Annotated in this window: 23 protein-coding genes and 2 riboswitches; of the genes, 7 read left to right on the top strand and 16 right to left on the bottom strand. The window is 39.7% G+C overall.

The window, feature by feature from the left end; genetic code table 11:
* Nucleotides 1-72: 72 nt before the first annotated feature.
* The 3 genes from MHI22_RS03545 to MHI22_RS03535 form a co-directional block, all read right to left on the bottom strand.
* A complete protein-coding gene (locus tag MHI22_RS03545) occupies nt 73-2,061 on the bottom strand; it encodes a S9 family peptidase (RefSeq protein ID WP_340811067.1) in 1,989 nt (662 codons plus the stop codon).
* A gap of 71 nt (nt 2,062-2,132) precedes the next feature.
* Nucleotides 2,133-2,810: a precorrin-3B methylase gene (locus MHI22_RS03540; RefSeq protein WP_340811066.1), complete on the bottom strand. Its 678-nt coding sequence runs from the start codon at nt 2,808-2,810 to the stop codon at nt 2,133-2,135.
* A 50-nt stretch (nt 2,811-2,860) separates the two neighbouring features.
* A complete protein-coding gene (locus MHI22_RS03535; RefSeq protein WP_340811065.1) occupies nt 2,861-3,853 on the bottom strand; it encodes an ABC transporter substrate-binding protein in 993 nt (330 codons plus the stop codon).
* A gap of 163 nt (nt 3,854-4,016) precedes the next feature.
* Nucleotides 4,017-4,203: riboswitch (cobalamin riboswitch) on the bottom strand.
* A 182-nt stretch (nt 4,204-4,385) separates the two neighbouring features.
* On the opposite strand from MHI22_RS03535, the gene MHI22_RS03530 reads away from it, so the two are divergent.
* Nucleotides 4,386-6,323 (top strand): translation factor GTPase family protein, encoded by a 1,938-nt coding sequence (locus MHI22_RS03530; RefSeq protein WP_340811064.1) that lies wholly within the window; start codon nt 4,386-4,388, stop codon nt 6,321-6,323.
* Nucleotides 6,324-6,399: 76 nt separating this feature from the next.
* A complete protein-coding gene (locus tag MHI22_RS03525; RefSeq protein ID WP_340811063.1) occupies nt 6,400-6,663 on the top strand; it encodes a hypothetical protein in 264 nt (87 codons plus the stop codon).
* Between the two features lie 37 nt (nt 6,664-6,700).
* Here MHI22_RS03525 and MHI22_RS03520 read toward each other — a convergent pair whose 3' ends face one another.
* The 12 genes from MHI22_RS03520 to MHI22_RS03465 all read right to left on the bottom strand — a co-directional run bounded on the left by MHI22_RS03520 (nt 6,701) and on the right by MHI22_RS03465 (nt 17,327).
* Entirely contained in the window at nt 6,701-7,423 is a 723-nt protein-coding gene (locus MHI22_RS03520; protein WP_141904467.1) for a hypothetical protein, read from the bottom strand.
* A 228-nt stretch (nt 7,424-7,651) separates the two neighbouring features.
* Nucleotides 7,652-7,835, bottom strand: a riboswitch (cobalamin riboswitch).
* A gap of 321 nt (nt 7,836-8,156) precedes the next feature.
* A complete protein-coding gene (locus tag MHI22_RS03515; RefSeq protein ID WP_230593807.1) occupies nt 8,157-8,510 on the bottom strand; it encodes a GNAT family N-acetyltransferase in 354 nt (117 codons plus the stop codon).
* A 326-nt stretch (nt 8,511-8,836) separates the two neighbouring features.
* Nucleotides 8,837-9,310: an 8-oxo-dGTP diphosphatase gene (locus MHI22_RS03510; RefSeq protein WP_051891649.1), complete on the bottom strand. Its 474-nt coding sequence runs from the start codon at nt 9,308-9,310 to the stop codon at nt 8,837-8,839.
* 218 nt (nt 9,311-9,528) lie between these two features.
* Nucleotides 9,529-9,909 carry a PH domain-containing protein gene (locus MHI22_RS03505; RefSeq protein ID WP_036122398.1) on the bottom strand — a complete coding sequence of 127 codons (381 nt, stop codon included), beginning with the start codon at nt 9,907-9,909 and terminating at the stop codon, nt 9,529-9,531.
* A gap of 602 nt (nt 9,910-10,511) precedes the next feature.
* Nucleotides 10,512-11,756: a methyl-accepting chemotaxis protein gene (locus MHI22_RS03500; RefSeq protein WP_338654151.1), complete on the bottom strand. Its 1,245-nt coding sequence runs from the start codon at nt 11,754-11,756 to the stop codon at nt 10,512-10,514.
* 174 nt (nt 11,757-11,930) lie between these two features.
* On the bottom strand, nt 11,931-13,352 hold the full coding sequence (gene aspA, locus MHI22_RS03495) for an aspartate ammonia-lyase (protein ID WP_369802710.1): 1,422 nt from the start codon (nt 13,350-13,352) through the stop codon (nt 11,931-11,933).
* A gap of 151 nt (nt 13,353-13,503) precedes the next feature.
* Nucleotides 13,504-14,133: an NAD(P)-dependent oxidoreductase gene (locus tag MHI22_RS03490; protein WP_340811062.1), complete on the bottom strand. Its 630-nt coding sequence runs from the start codon at nt 14,131-14,133 to the stop codon at nt 13,504-13,506.
* A 70-nt stretch (nt 14,134-14,203) separates the two neighbouring features.
* Complete coding sequence (locus MHI22_RS03485; protein ID WP_340811061.1) at nt 14,204-14,617, bottom strand: Rrf2 family transcriptional regulator; 414 nt, start codon at nt 14,615-14,617, stop codon at nt 14,204-14,206.
* 107 nt (nt 14,618-14,724) lie between these two features.
* Nucleotides 14,725-14,931, bottom strand: coding sequence for a hypothetical protein (locus tag MHI22_RS03480; RefSeq protein ID WP_036122432.1), 207 nt, complete (start codon nt 14,929-14,931; stop codon nt 14,725-14,727).
* 45 nt (nt 14,932-14,976) lie between these two features.
* Complete coding sequence (locus tag MHI22_RS03475; protein WP_340811059.1) at nt 14,977-15,255, bottom strand: hypothetical protein; 279 nt, start codon at nt 15,253-15,255, stop codon at nt 14,977-14,979.
* Between the two features lie 87 nt (nt 15,256-15,342).
* Complete coding sequence (locus MHI22_RS03470; RefSeq protein WP_338654141.1) at nt 15,343-16,320, bottom strand: thymidylate synthase; 978 nt, start codon at nt 16,318-16,320, stop codon at nt 15,343-15,345.
* Nucleotides 16,321-16,409: 89 nt separating this feature from the next.
* Entirely contained in the window at nt 16,410-17,327 is a 918-nt protein-coding gene (locus tag MHI22_RS03465; protein WP_340811057.1) for a hypothetical protein, read from the bottom strand.
* 189 nt (nt 17,328-17,516) lie between these two features.
* Between MHI22_RS03465 and MHI22_RS03460 the strand changes: the two genes are divergently transcribed.
* The 3 genes from MHI22_RS03460 (at nt 17,517) to MHI22_RS03450 (ending at nt 20,745) form a co-directional block, all read left to right on the top strand.
* Nucleotides 17,517-19,715: an ATP-binding protein gene (locus tag MHI22_RS03460; RefSeq protein WP_340811056.1), complete on the top strand. Its 2,199-nt coding sequence runs from the start codon at nt 17,517-17,519 to the stop codon at nt 19,713-19,715.
* The gene (locus MHI22_RS03455; RefSeq protein WP_036122449.1) at nt 19,690-20,316 is read left to right on the top strand and encodes a response regulator transcription factor; all 627 of its coding nucleotides are present in this window, start codon (nt 19,690-19,692) and stop codon (nt 20,314-20,316) included. The genes MHI22_RS03460 and MHI22_RS03455 overlap by 26 nt, the downstream gene beginning before the upstream one ends.
* A gap of 228 nt (nt 20,317-20,544) precedes the next feature.
* Nucleotides 20,545-20,745, top strand: a complete 201-nt coding sequence (locus MHI22_RS03450; RefSeq protein WP_036122451.1) for a cold-shock protein — start codon at nt 20,545-20,547, stop codon at nt 20,743-20,745.
* 382 nt (nt 20,746-21,127) lie between these two features.
* Here MHI22_RS03450 and ccsB read toward each other — a convergent pair whose 3' ends face one another.
* Complete coding sequence (gene ccsB, locus MHI22_RS03445) at nt 21,128-22,297, bottom strand: c-type cytochrome biogenesis protein CcsB (protein WP_340811055.1); 1,170 nt, start codon at nt 22,295-22,297, stop codon at nt 21,128-21,130.
* 530 nt (nt 22,298-22,827) lie between these two features.
* On the opposite strand from ccsB, the gene MHI22_RS03440 reads away from it, so the two are divergent.
* Nucleotides 22,828-23,415: a class I SAM-dependent methyltransferase gene (locus MHI22_RS03440; RefSeq protein WP_340811054.1), complete on the top strand. Its 588-nt coding sequence runs from the start codon at nt 22,828-22,830 to the stop codon at nt 23,413-23,415.
* Between the two features lie 5 nt (nt 23,416-23,420).
* Nucleotides 23,421-23,564, top strand: a complete 144-nt coding sequence (locus MHI22_RS03435; RefSeq protein WP_340811053.1) for a hypothetical protein — start codon at nt 23,421-23,423, stop codon at nt 23,562-23,564.
* The last annotated feature ends 6 nt before the right edge of the window (nt 23,565-23,570 follow it).

The raw sequence follows: 23,570 nt of genomic DNA, 5'->3' as shown, positions 1-23,570 counted from the left end.
TTTATGATTCTGTCTTTTTATATAAAAAAGTGACCTAAGAAATTCATTTCTTAAGTCACCTCTGAATACTACTTATAGATAGTTCACAAACCAATCGCGAATATATTCAAGTCGATTGATTCTTAAAGTTGGTTTTCCGCTCCTTGACAGTTCATGATTGGACTCAGGGAAGCGCACGAATTTTGTTTCTTTTTTACGATGCTTTAAGGCGATAAATAATTGCTCCGCCTGCTCAATTGGACAGCGATAGTCTTTTTCAGCGTGTAAAATGAGCAATGGTGTTTCGATATTATTGACATATTTCAGCGGTGAATGATGCCAAAGCTTTTCGATATCGTCAAGTCCCGCAAGAATTTGCCAATCTGTAAAGTAATACCCAATATCACTGACACCGTAAAAGCTAATCCAGTTCGAAATAGAGCGCTGCGTCACAGCTGCTTTAAAGCGATTCGTCTGGCCAACAATCCAGTTGGTCATAAAGCCGCCATAGCTCCCACCTGTCACCCCGAGACGGTCTGCATCAATAAAATCATAGTGCTCCAGCACATAGTCCACAGCCGCCATTAGATCCTCATAATCATTGCCACCATAATCACCACGCACTGCATCAACAAACGTTTGACCATAGCCATGACTGCCACGTGGGTTCGTATATAGCACCGCAAATCCTTGTGCAGCTAGAATTTGGAACTCATTAAAATAAGTATTGGCATACATCGCATGTGGCCCGCCATGAATTTCAAGCACTAGAGGATATTTTTTCCCTTCCTCATAACCAACTGGCTTCATGATCCAACCATTTACCTTCCAGCCCTCTGCTCCCTCAAATTCAATGGCTTCTGGAACAGCTAATGCTCTCGTCTTTAAAAATTCTTCATTGATGGACGTCAGCTGTTCTTTTTCACCCGTTTTTAGGTTGACGAAAAATAAATCGCCAGGATTCGTCGTTGTACTAATGGCTACGACTGCTTGATCATGTTGTGCATCAAGTGAAAAACCATAGACATATTGATCATCGTGAATAGCTGGATAGATTTCACCATCTATATTTCCGAAATAAATCGCAGCATTACCGTGATCTGTTACTTGGAAGTAGAAGCTATGATTATCATTCAACCATTGAACACGTGGTGACACCACACCTTGAAGAAAATCGCCGATTGCAAAATCCCCAATAGGGGCGTCAAATTCACTTGTTACACATGTCAGCAGATTTTGTTGCAAATCATAGAGCCATAGCTTTGCTTGTGTAGCATTTTCAAATTCTCTTTCACTACCTATGAAAGAGATGAAGCGACTGTTTGGAGACCATGACGTTTGGTAATACATACCTGTTCCCTCTGTTAACGGACGCGCTTGCTTTGTTTCTACATCTAATAAATAGATATCACTCTTAAATGAAAAATCTGTATCCTCTGCTACATCAGCTAAGTACGTCATATATTGACCATCAGGTGACCATGTACCAAGATGGACATGATTGTTTCCTTTCGTCACTTGCTCTAACTCGCCCGATTCTAAATAGACGATCGCAATTTGACTAAACTGCTCCATATCCAAAAAACCTGCAGCATCCGATTTATGTTTCATCTTGTCTATTTCTAGAGGCTTTAGTTCTTTTTCTTCTTTCTTTTCATCCGTTACCTTATCCAAAATCGTTTCATCTTTACCTAGCTTGATAGAAAAGGCCATTTTCTTGCCGCATGGTGACCACACAGGTGATGTCACACCATTTTTACAATATGTCACCTGCTTTGCCTCTCCGCCTGCTTTTGAAAGAACATAAATTTGCGACTTGCCTGTTCTAGTGGATAAAAACGCAACTTGACTACCATCAGGTGACCATATAGGAGAACTTATTCTATCCTCCCCAAATGTCCATTGCTGTGGTGTTTTGTTCTTCAGGTTTATGTAAAACAAATTCGAGACATAATCTTTTTTCTTCTCATCAATACGTGTCTCAACATAAACTACCTCAGTCCCGTCAGGTGAGAGCTGTGGATCGGCTACTGATTTCAAGTGGTAAAGATCTTCTGGTTGAATCCCTTGTTTCGATGTCATGTTCTTGCTCCTTTGTATTGTCATTTTCTGTACTCTACTACAATACTTCGACACCCTAAGTAATATTCCTGCTAGTTAATTGATTTTTTTACTAATTCCCAATATTCGGTTGATTTTGTTCTGTGATAAAATTTAAAAAAGGGTTCATTCGGACGAGCATGTTCCTTATAAAGGTTCATCATTTGTAGCAAAAAATCTTCAATGTGCTCGACACCTACCTTTTTCGCAAATAACGTGCCCGCCTGCGCCTTTGCCCCCATCGGTACAGCACCTAAGTAAACATCAAAGCTCTCCTGCTGATAAACGAGTCCAATATCATCATAGACTGCATTGTAGCAGGCTGACGCACAGCCATTGATGTTAACACGTACTCTTGCAGGTACCTCGATCCCCTCTAAAGCATGATAAAGCTGTTCGGTTATCGGAGCAGCCTCCATCTTTTCACCATCACAAAAATCACAGGCCTTCATCGCGATGATGGGTCCTGATGGTGCAACATAAAGACCCACTTCTCGTAAGGCTTGCATAGCCTCTGTCACGGCACTCGTTGGAATGGACACTAAAATACTATAGGAGGCCGAATACTTAATCGCCCCCTTTTCGCCAGCAATCTCTGCTATTTTTTGAAATTGTGCAGGCGTATAATGCTTATTAATAATACCCGGGCTGACAGCTAAGCGTGTATATTCGCCATGACGATTAAGTGTTTCAAATGTTTGATCTGGTACGTTTTTCTGAAATGCATTCATTGATATCGCTCCTTATGAAAAAGGAGCTAGCACAATGCTAGCTCGGAATTTTAAAAGTTATCAGGATAGAAGCCCTTCGCTAAAATTTCAATAGCCTGTGCCGCACGAACGCCTTCAGACGCAGCTGACAGTGGCAGGATGACAAAGCGATCATTTTTAACAGCTTCCATCTCCTTTAATGCTGGATCATTTTTTAAGAATTGAATCTTTTGTTCGGCCGTTGTTTCACCATAATCGATCACGACAACTACCTCGGGATTACGGTCTACCGCATCTTCCTTCGACACGGTTGTCCAGCCTGATTCCACATCACCAAAAATATTTTGACCACCAGCGATTGACACTAGTTCATTCATAAAGTTTTGACCAGCTGTAAAGACATCCTTTTCACCGCTATCAAATACGAGAACACGTAATTTCTCACTATCTTTTGGTAATTTAGCTTGAATTGCCTCCACATCTTGCGTCATTTGCTCAATTAAGGCTTCTCCACGATCCTCAATACGGAAAATTTTTGCGATATTACGAATATCAGTGAAAATATCCTCTAGTGTTGGCTTTGTCATATTGGAAGCCGTATGTAAATACGTATGAATGCCTAACTCCTCAAGCTCTTCCGGTGTTCCAACACCCTTTTCACCAAAGCCACTCTTCCAGCCTGCATATAAGAAATCAGCCTCGGCATCAATTACTTGCTCCTTCGTTGGGTATTGATCAGAAAGCACAGGCACTTTATCGTATGCTTCTTGTAGGGGCTCGTAGATTTTATCATCTAAGTAAGCTGTGCCTACCATGGAATCCTCTAAGCCTAGCGCTAGCATAATCTCTGTCACATGCTGATTTAAACTAATCGCTTTTGTAGGTGCTTCCTTATATGTTTGAGTTGTTTCATTATTGTCAATGGTTACTTCCGTTGCTGCCTCAGATGGCTCAACCTTCTCATCTTGCGCTGCTGATTCAGGTTTGTCCTTTGCATTACAAGCCCCTAAAACAGCGACCAAGGCAATGACCATCACCAGCCATAAACTTTCCCATTTCTTCATGTCCTTTTCTCCTTTGTTGTTCATCTATAGAAAGAAATCAAAGACTTCTTTGCTACCAGGATTCGTGGGAAGGGCATAAAAAAACCCTCTTGTCGCCAAGAGAGTAGCATAGTGAAAAAACGGTACATTACCTTTATCACTATCCCCATCCTCGTGGTTCTTAGTCAAAAAACACATACTGGCAGGTATCCTGGCTTAGGTTCATCATCTATACGCCTTCCCATAGTTAAACTACAGTGGCATGCTGTACAGACTCCCCATTTACAGTTGCGGGACAGCATCGGAATTGCACCGATTTCCCTTTTAAGCAAATGACAAATGCCATTTGCACCAATACGTTCTATAATGGTTAATACTATTGATAGACTAGCAGAAGAAAATTTGTAGCTCAATCAGTAGTATATTGCTAAATATATAATCATCATTATATTAGCACTATTTCGACAAAAATACGAACTATTTTACAAGAAATATATAGGCTAGTATTCTGTTACAATGAAAAGATAGCTATAGATAGAAACGAGGATAGGTTATGTACAAAACAATTGGTGTACTTGCGCATGTGGATGCAGGTAAAACAACCTTCTCTGAGCAAGTACTTTTTCATACACAAAGCATTCAAGCTCGTGGTCGAGTGGATCATCAGGATACCTTTCTCGATCATCATGAGCTAGAGCGCAAGCGTGGTATTACCATTTTTGCCGAGCAAGGTCGCATGAACATAGGCGACGATACATACACGTTGATTGATACACCAGGGCATGTCGACTTCTCCCCTGAGATGGAGCGCGCCATTCGTGTGATGGATTATGCCATTGTTATCATTAGTGCGGTCGAGGGCGTACAGGGTCATACGGAAACCGTGTGGCAGCTTTTACGCAAATACCATGTCCCAACATTCTTCTTTATCAATAAAATTGATCGCGAAGGAGCCAATGTGGAGGCCGTTATGACACAGCTCCGCAAGGATTGTTCCCAGCAGGTGCTGTTCGTCGATGAACCGCTTCGTACTGATTATGTTTCAAGCGGCATCATGGAATGGTTGGCTGAGCGTAATGAAGAGCTGCTCGATGCCTTTTTGAATGAGTCATTGGAGCATGAGCAATGTCTTACTCAGCTACAGACCATGATTCAAAAGGAATGTGCCTTCCCCTGCTTTACAGGGTCTGCCCTAAAGGATGAGGGCATCAAGGAATTGCTTGCCCAGCTCCCTCTATTAACAGACACCCATTTTGAAGTGAATGCACCGTTTGAGGGAGAGGTTTTTAAAATTCGTCATGACGGCCACCAGCGTTTAACATTTATGAAGGCTGTCAAGGGCGTTTTACATGTTCGGGATGAATTTTCGTTTGAAGAAGTGACAGAAAAAGTGACTGAAATTCGCCTCTATAATGGCAGTCGCTTTGATACCGTCCAACAGGTTGAAGCGGGAGAGATTTTTGCTGTTAAAGGACTTAGTCAGGCCAATATTGGAGACCGCATCGGCACTACTATGCTGTCACAGCCCTATGAGCTTGTCCCAACGCTACAGGCAAAGGTTCAATATGAGGGCCATCAGCATATCAAGGAAGTGTTACAAATTTTCCGTTTACTAGAAGCAGAAGAGCCTTCCTTACGTGTGGTTTGGCAGGAAAAGTTCCAGGAAATCCATGTGCACATTATGGGCGTTATTCAGTTGGAGGTACTGATAGAAGTGTTAATGAAGCGTTTTTCATTAACGGTCTCCTTTGGCGAGCCCCAAATTTTATATATGGAAACCATTGTGACGACGGTGACAGGCTATGGTCATTTTGAGCCCCTCAAGCATTATGCAGAAGTTCATTTACTAATGGAGCCCAATCCTCGAGGAGTAGGTAATACATTTAGCAATGCCTGCCATGTGGATCATTTATCGGTAGGCAACCAACGCCTTGTTGAAAAGCACCTGTTTGAGCGTGATCACCATGGCTTACTCACAGGCTTCCCTCTGACAGATGTTCATTTTACACTGCTAACAGGTCGCGGACATAATGAACATACATCGGGCGGCGATTTCCGAGAAGCTAGTTTCCGTGCGCTACGTCAAGGACTTGAGCAAGCACAGAACATCCTGCTTGAACCTTATTATCGCTTTAAAATGAAGGCTTCGAACGACTTTATCGGCCGCATGATGAGCGACATACAGCAAGCTGCTGGCACATTCGATGACCCCATCTTATCCGAAACAGATGTTGTGCTAACGGGACGAGCGCCCGTCGCCACCCTAATGAGCTATAGCACAACCTTTGCGGCCTATACCAATGGTAAGGGCGCACTCACACTCCAATTTGATGGCTATGATGTGTGTCATAATGCCGAGGAAATTATTTCGCACATTGGCTACGATAAAAATGCCGACCCAGAATACAGCTCCTCCAGCATCTTTTGTGCGAAGGGCAAAGGATATTCTGTTCCTTGGCACGAGGCACAAGCAGCCATGCATTGTCTGTAAGTAGGTAATCCTGCCCGCGCGAAGCCGTTTGCTTGCGCGGGTGTTTACTTGCTTTGAGCGAGAATATTTACCCTGTTTGCGCGAGTATTCCTTGCTGGAGCGAGAGTATTTCATCTGCTTCCGCGAGTATTCCCCGCTCGAACGAGAGTATTTCATCTCCTTCCGCGAGTATTCGCTGCTTGAGCGAGAGTATTTCATCTGCTTCCGCGAGTATTCGCTGCTCGAACGAGAGTATTTCATCTCCTTCCGCGAGTATTCGCTGCTCGAACGAGAGTATTTCATCTCCTTCCGCGAGTATTCGCTGCTCGAACGAGAGTATTTACCCCCTCCCTTCAAATAAATAAAAACAAGCCCTCCGTTTGATGGAGGGCTTGAGTTTATAATGCACCTACTGCTTTCTTTGTAGGACTGTGCACAAGGTATGCAGGCTCGACAATCACGTAGTCATGCGTGTTTGTGAAATCAACTAGCACTTTACCAGGATAACTTTTTAAAATTTGCAGTTGATCAATTAATTGCAGCAATAGCTCGTGACCGTTGCCGCGTGGATGCCAGTTGAAATGGTAATCATTTAATGCCTGAACCGCTTCAATAAATTGGGCATATTCCTGCTGCACAAAGGCTATTAACTTATCATGTTGAGGCGCTAAATCATGGATATATGTTTCATAAAAACGCATCACAATCGAGCATAATACATCATTGACACGCGCTGCACTTAAAACAGGCTTTGGCTCCAGTGACAGGCGGTCAAGGTTGGGCTTGGCACGTGTGGAATCAATGCGTGTAATTAAATGGTATGGCTCCCCGTTAACCTCATAGACAATCGGGTTAGTCGGCATATACATCATAAAGCTATTGGTCTTCGTTTTCAGTTGATCGGTTACCGCTGCCTTCGCAAAAAGATGCCCGTCCACATCCCCATTTTGTATCCAAATAATTTCTTTATTATATAAAATTTGCTCAAAGAAGCGATCATTGCGGATCAGCTTCGTTGCTAATAATTGGTCAATCAATGATTCGACCGCCATTCTTGTTTTCGCTTTCTTGGCAACTTCTGTGCGTGGCTGCTTACAAATGTTCATATCTAAAGAAGTCATACATGCATCCCCTTTGCGTACATAATGTCAAAACAAAAAGGACTTCCTACCATTTTTGAGGAAATCCTTCGCTTATCTTCGTTCATCACCCAATGCCAAACAAACCCTAAGTATGTGTAAATGAGCCCGATTGCGAACCCCTTCATTTACTTTGGGCGTTTGACGTACCGTGACGAACAGAGCATTCTGTTTTGTCAACATGCCACCTCCTATTCCTCGTAGGTTACTGGTGTGTACTCGTAACAGGCAGGTATCCTGACTCATGGTCATTGCCACTTTTCTCCTTCCCATCATTTGACAGTGGTTGCTGAAAAGTCGCTCACATTTACAGTTGCGGGACAGTGTCGGATTTGCACCGACTTCCCTTTTAAGCAAATTGCACGCAATTTACACCTATTACTACACGCTATTCAGTTGGTAAGGAAATTTGCGAAAATTCTCTATTCCTTAGCTAATCATTGTAAAGTATTGTATGTCCAAAGTCAATTTATGCTAAAAAATACTAATTATTTCAAAATAATTCCATGTAAAATGGATGCATAGAATACTAGGTTTTCCTCATGTCACACTGAGCATCACTTTAATTGCTTTCTGTAAAATGATAATAAAGTTATTTCTAATCAAAAAATACAAAAATTATATTATAAGAAGGCTCTTTAAAGTTGTTTAAATCTTGTTCAACTAGCCCCGTTATTTCAACAACTTCTTGAAATCAATTCTTGTGTAGGTTTTATTATAGGTAAGAGATAGGTTCGTAACCGTGTTTGCTAATTAACTTTATCATGTTGGAATTTTCTATCGGGTCAACACTCACAAATATTTCAGAATGTCCTAAACTCTTTGCAATATTTTCTCTATACCTCATTAAGTCTGAACCTATACCATTACCACGATAATCCTCTTTTACATATAGGTCACTTAATTTAGGAAGCAAAGTACCTTTTAATTTAAGAACTCCAAAACCTAATATAAGTGCGTCTTGTTCAGCAATTACCAAATATAATTCCTTTTTTGCAAATTGCTTTAAATAATTCGTGAATAGATCTTTATTATTTCTACTATCATAAACCCGATAAGTCGTTTTCATTCGCTAATCTGATTATGTAGTTCATGGTTACTGCCACTTCCCTATTCTTTAATAAATCACTATTATAAAATTTCTTCTTCAACAATATGCACCGTTCGTTAAATAAACAAAAGGACGGTCAAGCACCTTTTATTTTAGAATTTTCTCTAGCTATTCTTAATCCCTCTCTACCATTTAGATATTGAAAGTTAAACTATTTAACAAAGTGGGTAAATTTAAGCCCCATTATTTATTCTTCACATATATATGTATTGAACTGACCTCGATGTTATTGAAAAGCGACTGCTCTATTGAACGATTGCCCCCTGTCAGTCCAATAACAAGTTTTAGGTGTGACGTATAGTAACTTTCCCTTCTTTATTTTCTTCGTGGTTCCATTCAACTTGAATCTCAAATGTTCCATCTTGAAAAAATAAAGGAAATCTTCTCCGTATCGATGGCTGCATAGGAAGTTTATATGCGTTCTCTATATCTACCCAAACCGCTTTCCCCTCTGGAGCATCTTTCAAGAGTTCACCCTCGAAATCCTTTGTTATGTAATTAAATATCATATATCTATCTTTTGCGACTGGATTAACATATTCATAAAGCCCTTTATAAATAAGGTTTCTAACTTCTAACCCCGTTTCTTCTTTTACTTCTCTGATAGCACTTTCTACAATACTTTCAGGAAATTCAACTTTACCACCCGGTGGAATAAAACCTTTGAAATGGTCGTGCTGTCTATCCAGAAGTAAAACCTTCTCTTCACTTTGAATCATACACACCGTCCATATTTTATAATTAATAGAATTACTCATAATTCACTCCATCTTTTTTAAATAAATATTACCATATATGTGTCCTTCTTAGTTAAACAACTTCATTATCTCTTAACACCTTCTCTACATTATGTGCCTGTTTCGTAATCGGAACTGGAATCCCTTACACCCTTCACAAGGTAATTTCCTCATCTTTATCATCCTTTCTTTGCACAACAAAAAAGCCTCGCATAAATGCGGGCTTTTAGTACCATACATTACGTCCCCAAAACATACTGCGCTAAAACACTTTGCACTTTGTAAATATTCGTCGCCTTGTTGAAGTTTTTTTGAATCGGTAACGAACTGCCTGACACCCATATTTTGAGCTCTGCATCTAAATCAAATGTCCCGGCTGTTTCTACTGAAAAATGAACGATATTTTTATAGGGGATGGAATGATATTCGGTTTTCTTGCCAGTCACCCCTTGCTTATCGATAAGGATTAATCGTTTATTCGTAAAAATAAACGTGTCTCTTATAATTTTATAGGCATTTTTGATTGTTTCGTTTGGAATCAATAAATCACGGACCTCCTCCTGTAATTTTTCTAAATTCACCTCGCTCGCATTGCCGATTAATCCATCAAATAAGCCCATCTCCTGGCCCCTTTCATTGTCATTTATTTAATGTATTACAAAGAAGATAGCGCTACGACAGGAAATAATGGTTTTATTGAGTCTATAGAGGCGAAGCATTGCACGTAATCATAGGCTCTCTACTAGCATTTGTTTAGGCTGTGATGAAGAGAGGAAGCTGATTAAGGTTAGCATCTCTTTTGGTAAGGTAAATACCGATTTTTTTAAAGAGTATGGGAATGAAGAATCACTCAAATTATTCCAAGAAGCGATGGCAACAGCTGCCAAAATGAAGGTGTTGTCAATATGGTGTAAATAGAGGATACGGCTAGAAACAAATATGGCTATCACCTTTGGTAAGGTGAAAAAGGACAAATCAGTAGCTGAATGTAGGTTAAGGTTACGCATACAATCTACGTGATCTCTAAGGATTTCACTAAGAAATTAATTACGTTGGTCCGCCAATAAAAAACACTTCCCATTCTAATGACAGGAAGTGCATTTCAAATTACTTATCTATCGCCTGAAACCACCTTTGTGCATAGCTATCTGTGGAGGCAAAATCATCTTGTTCTTAGATAACTATTCAGGGCTAAAAAACCTTGAAAATATGTTTTTCTTGCTTAAACCTGAAATTGATTTGTTAGCTTTTGTAAATTATCAGCTTGTACGCTTAAATCCTGTGTCACATGATTGACAGCTTGCATTGAGGCTGTTTGCTCATCCATTGAATGTAAAACAGCCTCTGTATAATGCGATAGCTTACCCATACCATTAGCAATCGTTGTCACAGAGGAAGCTACTTCATTGGCACTGCTAGAAAGCTGTTCAGCTGTTGTTGAAATATCCTCAAGCTGGCTCGTCATTTGACTAACATGCTGTGAAATCGTGCCAAAGGATTTTGTTGCTTCATCAATGACATAGACACCCTGCTGAACATTTTTTAAATCCTCCTCCACTGAGGATGCTACCTGTTTCGTGTCAGTTTCAATGCCCACTACTAAGTCCACGATTTGTGCAGCAGAATGCTTGGATTGCTCTGCTAATTGACGCACTTCCTCTGCCACAACTGCAAAGCCTTTCCCATGTTCTCCAGCTCGAGCTGCTTCAATGGCGGCATTCAATGCCAATAAATTCGTTTGGTCCGTAATAGCTGTAATCATCTCAGTCATCGATTTAATATCTGTCATTTTATTGGATAATTGCTGCATGAGTCCGCTCGTTTTTTCGGTTGAAGAAGAAATAAATTTCATTTGTTCCTTCGCCACATGTAAAATATTCGCTCCATTTCCTGCAATCTCATTGGCATCTTTTGCATGATCAAACACATCCTGAGTGGCTACCGTAATTCGTCCGATTCCATCGACAGTTTCTTGCATAGCATTAGCACTATCATTGGCAGATTGTGCCGCTTGCTTCAAGCCCTCTGACGTTTTCTCCATTTGTTGATCGACTTCTTCCACAGCTACCGTAATTTCATTCGTACTTGCGGATAATTCTTCGATGCTTGCTGATAAATCTGTAGAGCTGTGCGCAATTTTTTGTGTCATTGTGCGTAATTGTTCCTGCATCTCTAAAAAGGATTGCGCTAGCTGAGAAATCTCACTCTTGTCACGAACCTCGATGACAACTGTATCTAATTGGCCTGCCGTAATACCCTGTGCAGCCTCTGTTAATTGTTTGATAGGCTGTATCACTTTGTAATGAACATATACGGTGTAAGCTAATGTAATGGCTATTCCTACGATGGTTAATACAGTCGAAAGCCATTCTAATGTCGTTACATTGGCTAAATCAATAAAGAGAATAATAATCATTAAGACATTTAAAACTGCAAAGCCAAGTAAACTCTTTTTTCGTAAACTCATTCCAAATTCCCCCAACTAAAATATGTCTTCCATACCATTATTATAGTTGAAAAATCCTAAAAATCATAAGGATACGCTCTCTTTTATAAGAACAAAGACACAAGCCTATTGATGACTGCATAAAAAAAGACTATAGACAGCTCGTAAAGCATGTCTACAGTCTTGATGTTGGAATTATTTTAAATTCATGATACTAGAGCCAGCAATACCTGGGTGTGTCATTTCATATGGATCTAATATTAAGTCTAATTGTTCGTTTGTTAAGACACCTTCTTCAATGCAAAGCTCACGAATAGAACGACCTGTTAGAATTGCTTCACGCGCAAGACGTGCTGCTACTTCATAGCCAATATGTGGGTTGACAGCCGTTAGTACCCCTACACTTTTCTCTACATATTCTTTCATGCGTTCTTCATTTGCTTCGATGTCTTTTAAGCAATTTTCCGTAAACGCACGGAAAACATTATTCATAATGCTAATGGACTGAATTAAGTTAAACACTAAAACAGGCTCCATTACGTTTAATTCTAATTGTCCAGCTTCAGATGCTAGTGAAATCGTATGGTCATTACCAATCACTTGGAAGGCAACTTGGTTCAGTACCTCTGGCATAACTGGGTTGACTTTACCTGGCATAATCGAAGATCCTGGTTGACGAGCTGGTAAAAGGATTTCTCCTAAGCCTGCACGAGGACCTGAAGCCATTAAACGTAAGTCATTAGCGATTTTAGACATATTAATCATACAGATTTTTAAAGCGCCTGATACTTCTGTATAAGCATCTGTATTTTGTGTTGCATCCACTAAATGTGTCGCACCTTTTAATGGTAAACCAGAAATTTCAGCAAGATGCTCATCAACGGATTTAATGTAATCTGGGAAGGCATTTAAACCTGTTCCAACAGCCGTTGCACCCATGTTCACGTCATATAAATTTGGACGTGTTTGACGAATGCGTACGATATCACGGTTAATCACGCGGCAATAAGCTTCAAACTCTTGTCCTAAGCGAATTGGCACGGCATCCTGTAAATGCGTACGACCCATTTTAATGACATGTGCAAATTGCTCTGCTTTTTGATGGAAAACCGATTGCATATAATCCATCGTTACTAATAATTCATCTATTAAATTTAAAACAGCGATATGAATAGCTGTTGGGAACGCATCATTTGTTGATTGGGACATATTAACATGACTGTTTGGGCTTACTGTGTGATAGTCACCTTTTTCTTTCCCTAAAATTTCTAGGGCACGGTTGGCGATGACTTCATTAGCATTCATATTGATGGATGTACCTGCTCCACCTTGGATTGGGTCTACAAGAAATTCTGCATCCCATTTGCCATCAATTACTTCTTGTGCTGCTTCGACAATTGCCTCACCAATTTCTTTTGATAATAGGTGTACTTCCATATTACTTAAAGCCGCTGCTTTCTTCACAATCCCCATCGCCTTAATAAGTGAAGAGTGAATTGTGTAGCCTGTAATTGGGAAGTTTTCCGTTGCACGTAATGTTTGAATTCCGTAATAAGCCTCTGCTGGTAATACGCGCTCACCTAAAAAATCTTTTTCTATACGTTGTGTTGACATCATTGTCGTCTCCTTTTATGTAATACTCACACTTGATAGTAGCTAATAAAAGTCGTATTGTAAACAGTCATTTTTCTGTAAACGAAAAAAATCCTTCAAAAAAGCAAAGAAATCGCTAAAAACCGAGCGCATTTCCTACGCTCGGTTGCCTTTATTATTTATTCGATGTCACTGTAAAACGGCTATTTACATGCTGTGGATTTTCTAATTCATCTACGACAGCAACCGCATAATCAGCATAGCTGACATAGCTTTCATCCGCGTCATTGACTAATAAATGGTCAACACCTGCTGTGTAGTGACCTGTACGTGGTCCTTCTGGATCAAAAAATGCTGATGGACTGATAAATGTCCACGTAATAGAGGATTGTTGTAAATCCTCTAGATTTTGTCCTTGATTTTGCGCTGTCGCTAAGTACATTGCTGGGAAATCTGGTGTTTCCATCACACGCACTTTTTTCTCTGGGTCCACAAATAAACTACCTGCACCACCTACAACAACTAATTTTGTAGCAATCCCTTTGAAAATCGAAATCAAATGACGACCCACTTTTACATGTAACTGTTCTTGTCCTGCTGGCGCACCAAATGCATTCACAACGACATCAAAGCCCTTCACATCTTCTGCTGTTACATCCAAGACATCTTTTTCAAGCACTGGAATAGCGGCTGTCACTTTAGCTGCTGAACGAACGATAGCTGTTACGTCATGACCTCGTCGTAACGCTTCCTCTACTATTTTTTGTCCTGCTTTCCCTGTTGCACCAATTACGGCAATTTTCATTATTTATTCCTCCTCAAATTTAGTTGTAACTATTTTAGTTACAGGTTAGATACAAAAAGACCATCTCCGTCTAAGCACGAAGTTGATCCAGCACATCCTGTAGCGTCTGTGCTTGTAATTGCTCCTCCATTGCCTGCCAAACAGATGTATAGACACCTTCCAATGTATGTTGGATTTTCCGCCCTACTGCACACGCTGGGTTTGGCTCATCATGAATCGCAAAAAGCTGCTCTGGCCCATTAATCGCCTGATAAATAGCTAAAAGTGTTAAATCCTTTGGCTCGACTAATAGCTCATAGCCAGCCATGCCAGAATGTGATGACAGTAAGCCAGCCTTTTTTAGAACGCCAATCATACGTCTTACAACAACGGGATTAGTATTCACGCTCCCAGCCATATAGTCGGACGTGAGTATGCTTTTATCAGATGTTGTAGCAATGAGAGAAAGAATATGGATCGCCACCGAAAATCGACTGTTCACCATATGTATCACCACCTGTTGTAACCATTATAGTTACAGGTGCAAAAAAAAGCAAGCCCTTTTTGTCACCTGTATTTATTTTCTCCGTTTTGTTACATCAAATACGCCGTTTATATTTTCTTCACATATATCACTAATTCCTGACGTATTTGTCCATTGTCATCATAAAAATCTAAGTTATGAAATTCATATTTGAAATGACCGACTGGAAATGTCACACTTTCTCCCTGAGTTGCAGCCAATATACCTGCCACATCATGTGACACCGTATGTAATAACTCTTCTCCAGAAAATGAATCGACAAAAATTACATTCATAAAAAAACACCTCCACAGCCATTATAGCTTAGAAGGCGCTTACATTTATAGTGTTTCTTTATAGCCTTTCAAACGAATTTCTTCGATGATTTGCATCATTTCGTGAATTTGCTGCTGTGATAATTTCTTCGTGTTACAAGAACACACCTGTTGTGTAGCACCCTGTTTTTGCCGTTGATGACTCGGCTGCCGCTCACATTCATCTGCTTGAAGTACTATTGTATTTTTCACAACTTTCACCTCTACACGATAATGGACTGACTTGCTCCAAATAATGCTAGTAATCCCATAATTACTATAATCAACTACTATTCGTCCAGTCATCCAACTGCTTACCTATTTAGTAAAACAAATCGTTAGACCTAGTGCTTCGTTCGAAAAAAACAGCAACCAAGACGGCTGCTGCTAGGATTATACGGCAATCGGTGCTTTAATAGCTGGATGCGGATCATATCCTTCAATGGATAAATCCTCAAGCTCTATATCAAAGATCGATGTTTTAGTTGGATTGATGTGCAATGTCGGTAGGTCCTTTGGCTCCCGTGATAACTGTTCTTTCACTTGTTCCACATGATTCGCATAAATATGAGCATCCCCAATGCTGTGAATAAATTCGCCAACCTCTAGTCCACACTCATGTGCAATTAAATGCGTTAATAAAGCGTAAGAAGCAATATTGAACGGACAGCCTAATAATGTATCTAAGCTTCGTTGCATTAATTGACAGCTTAATTTACCATTCGCCACATAGAACTGGAACATCACATGACATGGCGGTAATGCCGCTTTACTGCCCTTTGCCCCCGCATTAATAACATCCTCAGGATTCCACGCATTCACAATCATACGCCGTGAGTCAGGATTATGCTTAATTTGATCAATAACATCCTGTAGCTGGTCAAGGCTCTCGCCATCAGATGTAGTCCAATGACGCCATTGCTTGCCATAGACATTGCCGAGATCGCCGTATTGCTGCGCAAAGTCGTCATCCGTTAAGACACGCTCACAAAATGAAGCCAGCTCTTTTTGATACAAGGCATTAAACGACTCATCCACTAAACAGCGGCGGCCAAAATCGGTCATATCAGGTCCTGTATAGGCATCTGATTCCACCCATTTTTTAAATGCCCATTCATCCCATATATGATTATTATGTTGCAATAAATAACGGATATTCGTATCCCCTTTAATGAACCACAATAATTCACTCGCTACCAGCTTAAAAGGGACACGCTTTGTCGTTAAAAGTGGGAAACCTTTGCTTAAATCAAAGCGCATTTGATAACCAAAGACACTGTATGTACCTGTCCCTGTCCGATCTTCTTTTTTCGTGCCATTTTCTAATATATGTTGTAGTAAATTTAAGTACGCCATTTCTGGATGCATCATTTTTGTTCAACAACTCCTCACTTTTGCTGTTGACCATTATACCATTACATAGCGGATTTTCGTATGTCAAATGTTGAATAAAGCTGTCATCAGCCCGAATGGTAGGAATTGTTATTGAGCTCCCGTGAAATTTCACTCTCGGTTGTGACGAAAAAAGTAGGCAGTAAGATAATATTCAATAAAATCGGTCCAACGATGACTAATAAATCAATGCCAGGGCTAAAGTAAAGCCCGAATGCTGTAATCAAGCCCGATAACACGAGGAATACGATTTGGGCAACTATAATCAAAATCGGTAACAATTGATACAGATAATTAAGTTTACGGAACTGGTGCATATTGTCTGGATTTTCGATGATTTTTCTTTTTAAACGCCTAGACAAAATCATGCAAGCAAGCAGTTGGACCGCCATAAAGCAAAAATAAATGATGCTGTATAATAGCAATTGACTTTTTTGTATCGTGCCATCAAAATGACCAACCCTCTGGTTTAATAAATCATTAACTGCTCCCTCATAAACATATTCACGCTCACTTAAAACAGTAAAAGGCTCCATAAAGCCAAACGCTGTCCAGTCCTTTGTATTGACAGTCCAACTCGATAATTTACTCGCTAAAATACGCAATTGAATGGGATCTTGCTCCCCAAACATTCCTACTAAATTACGATATGGGATTGCTACTTTTAGCTGGCCATCTCGCTTTTCTTGAAATAAATCCTGAATATAAAAGGTATAGGCAACATCCGACTTATTGGCTTCGTAACGGGCCTCTTCAATGTTCCAATGACTAGCTAAGGAAGCTTGAATACCGTTTTTCATGTCTGTATAGGGCATATCCTTATGTAAATGCTTCGGAATCTTATAGACAAAATGATGATCACTACCAATGAGACCGATTTCTACCTCGACTTTATCTTGATTCACCATTTTGGCCTTCGTGGTCAATGGAATGGTAATCATAGCGATGAGGAAAAAAAGAATAAATGGACAAATGCCTTTTTTCACGCAATAGACCCCCTGTTCGTCACAATAATTAAATTCACCGTATCATAGCCATGTCCGAAAACACTATTTCGTTATTCCGAAAAGGCAATAGTGGTTTTCCGAAACACGTTATTTCGGTATTCCAAATTTATCAATAATTAGCGATAATATATAGGAGATTATTATCATACACAAATTTGAGGTTTCCCAATGAAAAAATGGACATATTTTATTTTTCTTACATATTTAATACTTGGCATTTATGTATTAGGCGTTACTATCAAAACACCCTTTATTAGCCTCACTCTCGATACGACAAACGGTCAACCAGTCATTATAGATAGCTACTATCCTCACTGGGCTGCGCAAAAAAATATTGAAAAAGGCGATATCGTTGTGGCCATTGATGGACAACCAGCCATGGAGAATCGCTTTGTTCAGTTATATGCCATCATTCGAAGTGCCAATACTTTAACGATTCAAAAGTCTGATGGGACCATTGAAAGCATTGCTGTGAAGCACAGTGATATGCCAGAAGAATTATATTTGCAAATTCTCTTTCCGATCTTTTATTTTCTTTTAGCTTTCAGCGTTGCACTTTATGTCTGGCGACGCAATCAAGATAACATCTCGACATTTTTATTGGTCTTATTTTTATTAACCTGCTCCATGGGCTATATAAGCACTGGCGCTTCGGCAAGAGGCAATCTGATTGGAATGATTACCATTGGCATTAGCATTGTGCTATGTTTAGTGCTCTTCATCCATTTTTTACAGCATTTTTTCCGTTACTTACAAATCAGATGGACCTATCCTCACAGCAAATGGCTTTATGTTCTACCGTTTATCATTCCTGGCTGTTCTCTTATTGAAAGCTACGTGCCAGCTTTACGTGAAATAATGCCTATCTTGAACTTAAGCTTATTTGCGGTTCTTGTGCTTTATGCTATTTATATTTTATTAACGAGTTATTTACGCACGAAATTGGCGAAAATTCGCTTGATTGCCATTGCTTTTATTGTACCATTTTTACCCTTTTTATTATTTTTCGTCACACCTGAAATTTTAGGGCATAGGCCATTACTACATGCCGAAATTGCTGCGTTATTTCTATTATTTATACCGTTCTCGTTTCTGTTCATTCAGGTAAACGAACGATTATTTGATATTGAATACCAATTATCACGTTTGCGCTATTATTCCACACTGGCCTTTTTCAGCGCTCTGTTATCGACTGCGGGGATTGCCCTCTTATTCTTAGGTCAATTATCCATCGTCCATGTCACAAGTATATTTTTACTAATTTTCATGGTGATCATTGCTAGCTTCTATATTAAAGAACGCATCGATTTTAAGTATAGAAAAATTATCTTTTCTTCTACTGGAAATTATGTACATAATCTATATGCAGCAGTGCAACGTATGGGCAAAGCCAAAAACCAACAAGAGTTATTGGATCGTTTTAAATATGAAATTACCGAGAAGCTAGGCACAACTGCCTTCCATATCTGTACGATAACAGAAGAAACCCCTTCTCCAAAGTTTGGTAGCAACTATACCCAATTGTTGTTGCACGATGCTGGGGATGAAAAAATTTTACTAGAAATACGGCATGCCCTTCAAAAGGAAGAGCTTCTTTGGTTAGAATTGCTGGCACTGTATGTATCGATGTTTATTAATAATTTACAGCAAATTGAAGATTTAGTACGCGAAATTCAGCATATGAAAAACACCAGTGATACGCCGCTTCCTTGGCTCGATAAATTGCTATGGAATATTATTGAGAAGGAAAAGAGTATTTTAGCACAAGAATTACACGATACCATTTTGCAGGAGCAACTGCATTTAGCCAGAGAACTCGATGTTCTTGCTAGCTCTCCTACTATTCAAAAGGAGACCGTACTAGCTATTCGGGAACAGCTATTAAATGCAACAAAGGACTTACGGGAATATTGCGAGAACTTAAGTCCCCCACTCCTGGATACCTTTGGCTTACAAATGGCCTTAAAAAAACTGATTCAAAAGGTAAAAATACGTGCTGACTTTTTATTAGACGCTCAAATTGACCGGGTGCACTTCCAGGATGTCACGCTCCACCTTGTGGTTTATCGCCTCGTTCAGGAGCTTTTCAATAATGCAATCAAGCATGCCGAAGCAACCGAGGTTTCACTAAAATTACAGGCGATGCCTCGGGGCTTTATCCTTCAATATGATGATAATGGAATTGGCTGTGACATTGACGATTTAATTCAGTCCTCTGCTTCAATGGGCATTAATGGCATTCGTGAACGTGTCCGTGCTTTTAATGGTGACATCACCATCCAATCGAGCCACAAGGAAGGCATGCATATTTTTATACAAATACAAGAGGACGGTGATTCATATGATGAACATACTTATTATAGATGACCATCCTGTCGTTTTAGATGGTACGAAAACATTGCTACAGGATTTAGCCAATGTTCAAATCAAAACGGAGCAGGATAGTGCCGCCGTTTTACCAAGAATGGAGACGGAAAGTTTTCAATTATTTCTTATCGATATTAATATGAAGCCTATTAATGGCATTCAACTATCAGAAATGATTAGGAAAAAGCAACCTGAGGCACTTATTATTCTTTATACAGGCTACGAGCTTTCTGATTACTATGAGCTGTTAATTGAAAAAAAGATTGATGGTCTATTATCAAAATTGGCGACAAAAGAGCAGGTCATCCAAACGATTCAGGCAGCGCTAAGAGGCGAAATATTACTGGCAGCTGATTTCTTAGACTTTGTCCAGCAACGAGCCAACCTACCTAATGTTCAACAGGAGGTATTACTGAGCGACAAAGAACAGGAAATTTTACAGCTCGTAGCCCAAGGCTGTACGAATAAAGCCATCGCCTCTGCTATCGGCGTCACCCAGCGCACTGTAGAAAATTATTTATCAAAGCTATTTGTGAAACTAAGTGTAGAATCACGCGCAGAGGCTGTGATTGTTGCCAAAGAAAAAGCATGGATAGATTAGTGAGACGCTATCGTTATATTACTAATAGATGACAAATGTAAATTTTTTCTTACTAAAAACGGAATTTACTGGATATACAAACAATTCTGTACTATAATATAGTTAATAATTACATTACTTCATTGCGATGATTAAAAACGCAGATTCAACTGGTATAAGAGCTTTTGAAAACGTTTTTATATGTGATGGAAGCAATTGATTGTTGAATTTTTTTGGGAGGGTGTTTACATGACACAAGGTACAGTAAAATGGTTTAACGCAGAAAAAGGTTTTGGCTTCATCGCAGTTGAAGGTGGCAATGATGTATTCGTACATTTCTCAGCGATTCAAACAGATGGCTTCAAAACTTTAGAAGAGGGCCAAAAAGTTGAATTCGGAGTAGAAGAAGGCAGCCGCGGACCTCAAGCAACGAATGTAGTGAAACTATAATCTTCACTTAACATAGACGTGCGTATAAAAAGAGACATCCATTTTCGGATGTCTCTTTTTTGTTTGTCTTATGATTGCAAAGGTACAGACATTTCTCCCTGATGGGCAATTAGAAACTGCCTAGCAAACAGCACCGTATCTCCGGCAGTGCCCTAAACAAAACGACAATGCCCAACGATGAAACCACCAGTTTATAAAATAAGCACTGTTCCATGGAGCGGGTTTTCTAAGCGCTTTTCATACACTTTGGAGTGGCTTTGAGTACTTGATACACTCTTTAGAGCGATTCCCTCATAACTAGGATCATTTCATTCCCACAACGAGAATCATGTCACCCAAAACCCCTCCATAAAATCACATGAAAGGCTCAGCTCACCCCTGCCTACGCATAAGAATGTAAGCCGGCAATCACTAAATTGACAAACACTTGGTTGAACACAATAATGCCGAAGCCGATAATGGCTAACCAAGCCGTTTTCTCCCCTTCCCAGCCTTTGGATAGGCGGAAATGAAGAAAGGCTGCGTAGAATAAAAATGTAATCAATGCCCAAACCTCTTTAGGGTCCCAGCCCCAATAGCGACTCCAGGCAATTTGGGCCCAGATCATGGCGAATAAAAGACCACCTAATGCAAATAATGGGAAGCCGATGACGACAGCGCGATAGGATATTTCGTCCATTAATTGTGGCTGTACGCGGCTTGTCCATGGTTTTAATACGGCACTGATCGATTTTCTTGTAATCAATCGAATCACACCATATAAAATCGTGCCGACGATAAATGCCCAGACAATTGAATTTAATTTCTTGGCATCTATTTTATTCGTTATTTCTACTATGCCTATTCCTTCACCATTTTTTGTGACCGCACCCTTGTTAACAATCAAGGGCATCATGGAGTAAGTGGCTTTTTCTGGCTGTCCTTGTGAATTGTCAAATTGAACTTGCACCTCTTCTGCGGCAACGCTGAAAACCGTTGATACACCAATAAAGCCAATCACGACAACTAAACAATACAAGACAAATTCTAAACTATATGTACTGATGGATTTTTTAGAAACATCCAACGTTCTTAGTAAATAAATCAAACCTGTGGCAAAGGATACCGATAAAATGGCACTGGAAAAAGCTACCGTCATCACATGAATCGTTAACCAGTGACTTTGTAGGGATGGCACAAGCGGTGAGACCTCCTTTGCGAAAACGCTTCCATAGCCAAGGATGATTAATGACACAGGAATGGTAAATAAGCCGACGACGAGCTGCTTATATAAAAAATGGATAATCAAATAACTTCCTGTGAGCATAATGCCAAAGAATGTCATAAATTCATACATATTACTCACGGGTGCGTGGTCCACCGCCACCCACCTCACAACAAAGTACACAAGCTGTAAGGCAAAGGCTACATAAGTGAGCAGCAGACCTAGCCTGCCGAACATTTTCCTCTTTGATTTGACAGCAAGCCCTAATGGCACAATTGCTATAAGCAAGAGAATAAAGGCAATAAATAAGGCATTGCTACTAATGGATAATAAGCTTTCTTGATTCAATCGAATCCCTCCAACGTTCTATTTCGGAATTTGCTTCCAACTATTAAGAACGTTATAGATTGCAAGAAGTGTCATCTTTTCCCTTTAAATCAATTTATTTTTTTGAATTGTTACATTTTTATGACATTAAAGGAAAACAAATCTATCCATAGAAGGTATGAAATCAGCCTGTCATATGCTGGACTTCACTCCCATTCGCAAATGGACATTGGTGGATACTATAAACAGAAGTAGTGACTCGGTTGCTGCAAAGAATAGTGATAGTGAAGAAAAAAACGATGTAGGAAACTTGGAGAAACTGCTCGACTTAGTTAGGATGGACATCAATTAATTTTCATTAGTGCTCTCTAAAAAAATAAACCATCTAATTTGTAAATAGATGGGAATTAACTGTTATCAAAAAATGATATGCCTCTATCTACATCTTACAAAAAATTGTAATAAAAGTCTATATCTTTTTATTGCCACATGAGACAATTGTAATGCGCACACTTGACATAACGTTATGTTTCACAAAATGGATGTTATTAATGAAACAAAATATCTATGATAATCCTATTTTTTTCAACCAATACAAGGCTTTACGAGAAAAAACGTATAACTATAATGGTCTTTTGGAGCAACCCACTATGAAGTCCTTACTACCACCATTAACGAATTTACAAATACTTGATATTGGCTGTGGTATGGGTGAATTCGCACAATATTGTCTGGAGCATCACGCTAAGCATGTGACAGCCTTAGACGTTTCGAGCAATATGTTAGCTATTGCCAAACAGAAGCATGCTCATCCACACATTGACTATCAGCTGCAAGCCATAGAGGATTATGAAGCGCCTTCAAATAGCTTTGATTGTATAACCAGCTCCCTTTCTCTTCATTATGTCCAAGATTTCGATAAGGTAATTAGTCAAATTGCGCAAATGCTTCGGCCAAATGGGGTATTTATTTTCTCTGTGGAGCATCCTATTGCTACGGCTCGTCACACTATGGAAGATAATTGGATTTATGACGAAAGCCATAACCGTTTGCATTACGCAGTGGATCATTACCATGAAGAGGGCTTACGTCAGCAAACATGGTTGTGGATGGCGTTGTCAAATATCATCGCACGATAGCAACGATGATGAATACCTTAATTACGCACGGGTTATCCATTGACAAAATCGTTGAACCTATCCCAAGCAAAGAGGCCATTCAACAGCTTCCTTCTATTGAAAAGGAGCTACGCAGACCATCCTTTTTATTTATTAAAGTCAAAAAATAAACAAAA

Source organism: Lysinibacillus sp. FSL L8-0312 (genome assembly GCF_038003285.1).
Taxonomy (GTDB): domain Bacteria; phylum Bacillota; class Bacilli; order Bacillales_A; family Planococcaceae; genus Lysinibacillus; species Lysinibacillus fusiformis_D.
The sequence above is the reverse complement of the archived record's forward strand: the minus strand, read 5'-3'. Positions and strand labels throughout refer to the sequence as shown.

Excerpts from the sequence above, each read along its gene's own strand:
- MHI22_RS03520 (WP_141904467.1), bottom strand. The coding sequence starts at position 7,423 with ATGACTTCTTTAGATATGAACATTTGTAAGCAGCCACGCACAGAAGTT.
- aspA (WP_369802710.1), bottom strand. The coding sequence starts at position 13,352 with ATGATGTCAACACAACGTATAGAAAAAGATTTTTTAGGTGAGCGCGTA.
- MHI22_RS03480 (WP_036122432.1), bottom strand. The coding sequence starts at position 14,931 with ATGAATGTAATTTTTGTCGATTCATTTTCTGGAGAAGAGTTATTACAT.
- MHI22_RS03455 (WP_036122449.1), top strand. The coding sequence starts at position 19,690 with ATGATGAACATACTTATTATAGATGACCATCCTGTCGTTTTAGATGGT.
- MHI22_RS03540 (WP_340811066.1), bottom strand. The coding sequence starts at position 2,810 with ATGAATGCATTTCAGAAAAACGTACCAGATCAAACATTTGAAACACTT.
- MHI22_RS03530 (WP_340811064.1), top strand. The coding sequence starts at position 4,386 with ATGTACAAAACAATTGGTGTACTTGCGCATGTGGATGCAGGTAAAACA.
- MHI22_RS03510 (WP_051891649.1), bottom strand. The coding sequence starts at position 9,310 with ATGAGTAATTCTATTAATTATAAAATATGGACGGTGTGTATGATTCAA.
- MHI22_RS03435 (WP_340811053.1), top strand. The coding sequence starts at position 23,421 with ATGATGAATACCTTAATTACGCACGGGTTATCCATTGACAAAATCGTT.
- MHI22_RS03440 (WP_340811054.1), top strand. The coding sequence starts at position 22,828 with ATGAAACAAAATATCTATGATAATCCTATTTTTTTCAACCAATACAAG.
- MHI22_RS03535 (WP_340811065.1), bottom strand. The coding sequence starts at position 3,853 with ATGAAGAAATGGGAAAGTTTATGGCTGGTGATGGTCATTGCCTTGGTC.
- MHI22_RS03490 (WP_340811062.1), bottom strand. The coding sequence starts at position 14,133 with ATGAAAATTGCCGTAATTGGTGCAACAGGGAAAGCAGGACAAAAAATA.
- MHI22_RS03475 (WP_340811059.1), bottom strand. The coding sequence starts at position 15,255 with ATGACTGGACGAATAGTAGTTGATTATAGTAATTATGGGATTACTAGC.
- MHI22_RS03460 (WP_340811056.1), top strand. The coding sequence starts at position 17,517 with ATGAAAAAATGGACATATTTTATTTTTCTTACATATTTAATACTTGGC.
- MHI22_RS03545 (WP_340811067.1), bottom strand. The coding sequence starts at position 2,061 with ATGACATCGAAACAAGGGATTCAACCAGAAGATCTTTACCACTTGAAA.
- MHI22_RS03470 (WP_338654141.1), bottom strand. The coding sequence starts at position 16,320 with ATGATGCATCCAGAAATGGCGTACTTAAATTTACTACAACATATATTA.
- MHI22_RS03485 (WP_340811061.1), bottom strand. The coding sequence starts at position 14,617 with ATGGTGAACAGTCGATTTTCGGTGGCGATCCATATTCTTTCTCTCATT.
- MHI22_RS03500 (WP_338654151.1), bottom strand. The coding sequence starts at position 11,756 with ATGAGTTTACGAAAAAAGAGTTTACTTGGCTTTGCAGTTTTAAATGTC.
- MHI22_RS03505 (WP_036122398.1), bottom strand. The coding sequence starts at position 9,909 with ATGGGCTTATTTGATGGATTAATCGGCAATGCGAGCGAGGTGAATTTA.
- MHI22_RS03515 (WP_230593807.1), bottom strand. The coding sequence starts at position 8,510 with ATGAAAACGACTTATCGGGTTTATGATAGTAGAAATAATAAAGATCTA.
- MHI22_RS03450 (WP_036122451.1), top strand. The coding sequence starts at position 20,545 with ATGACACAAGGTACAGTAAAATGGTTTAACGCAGAAAAAGGTTTTGGC.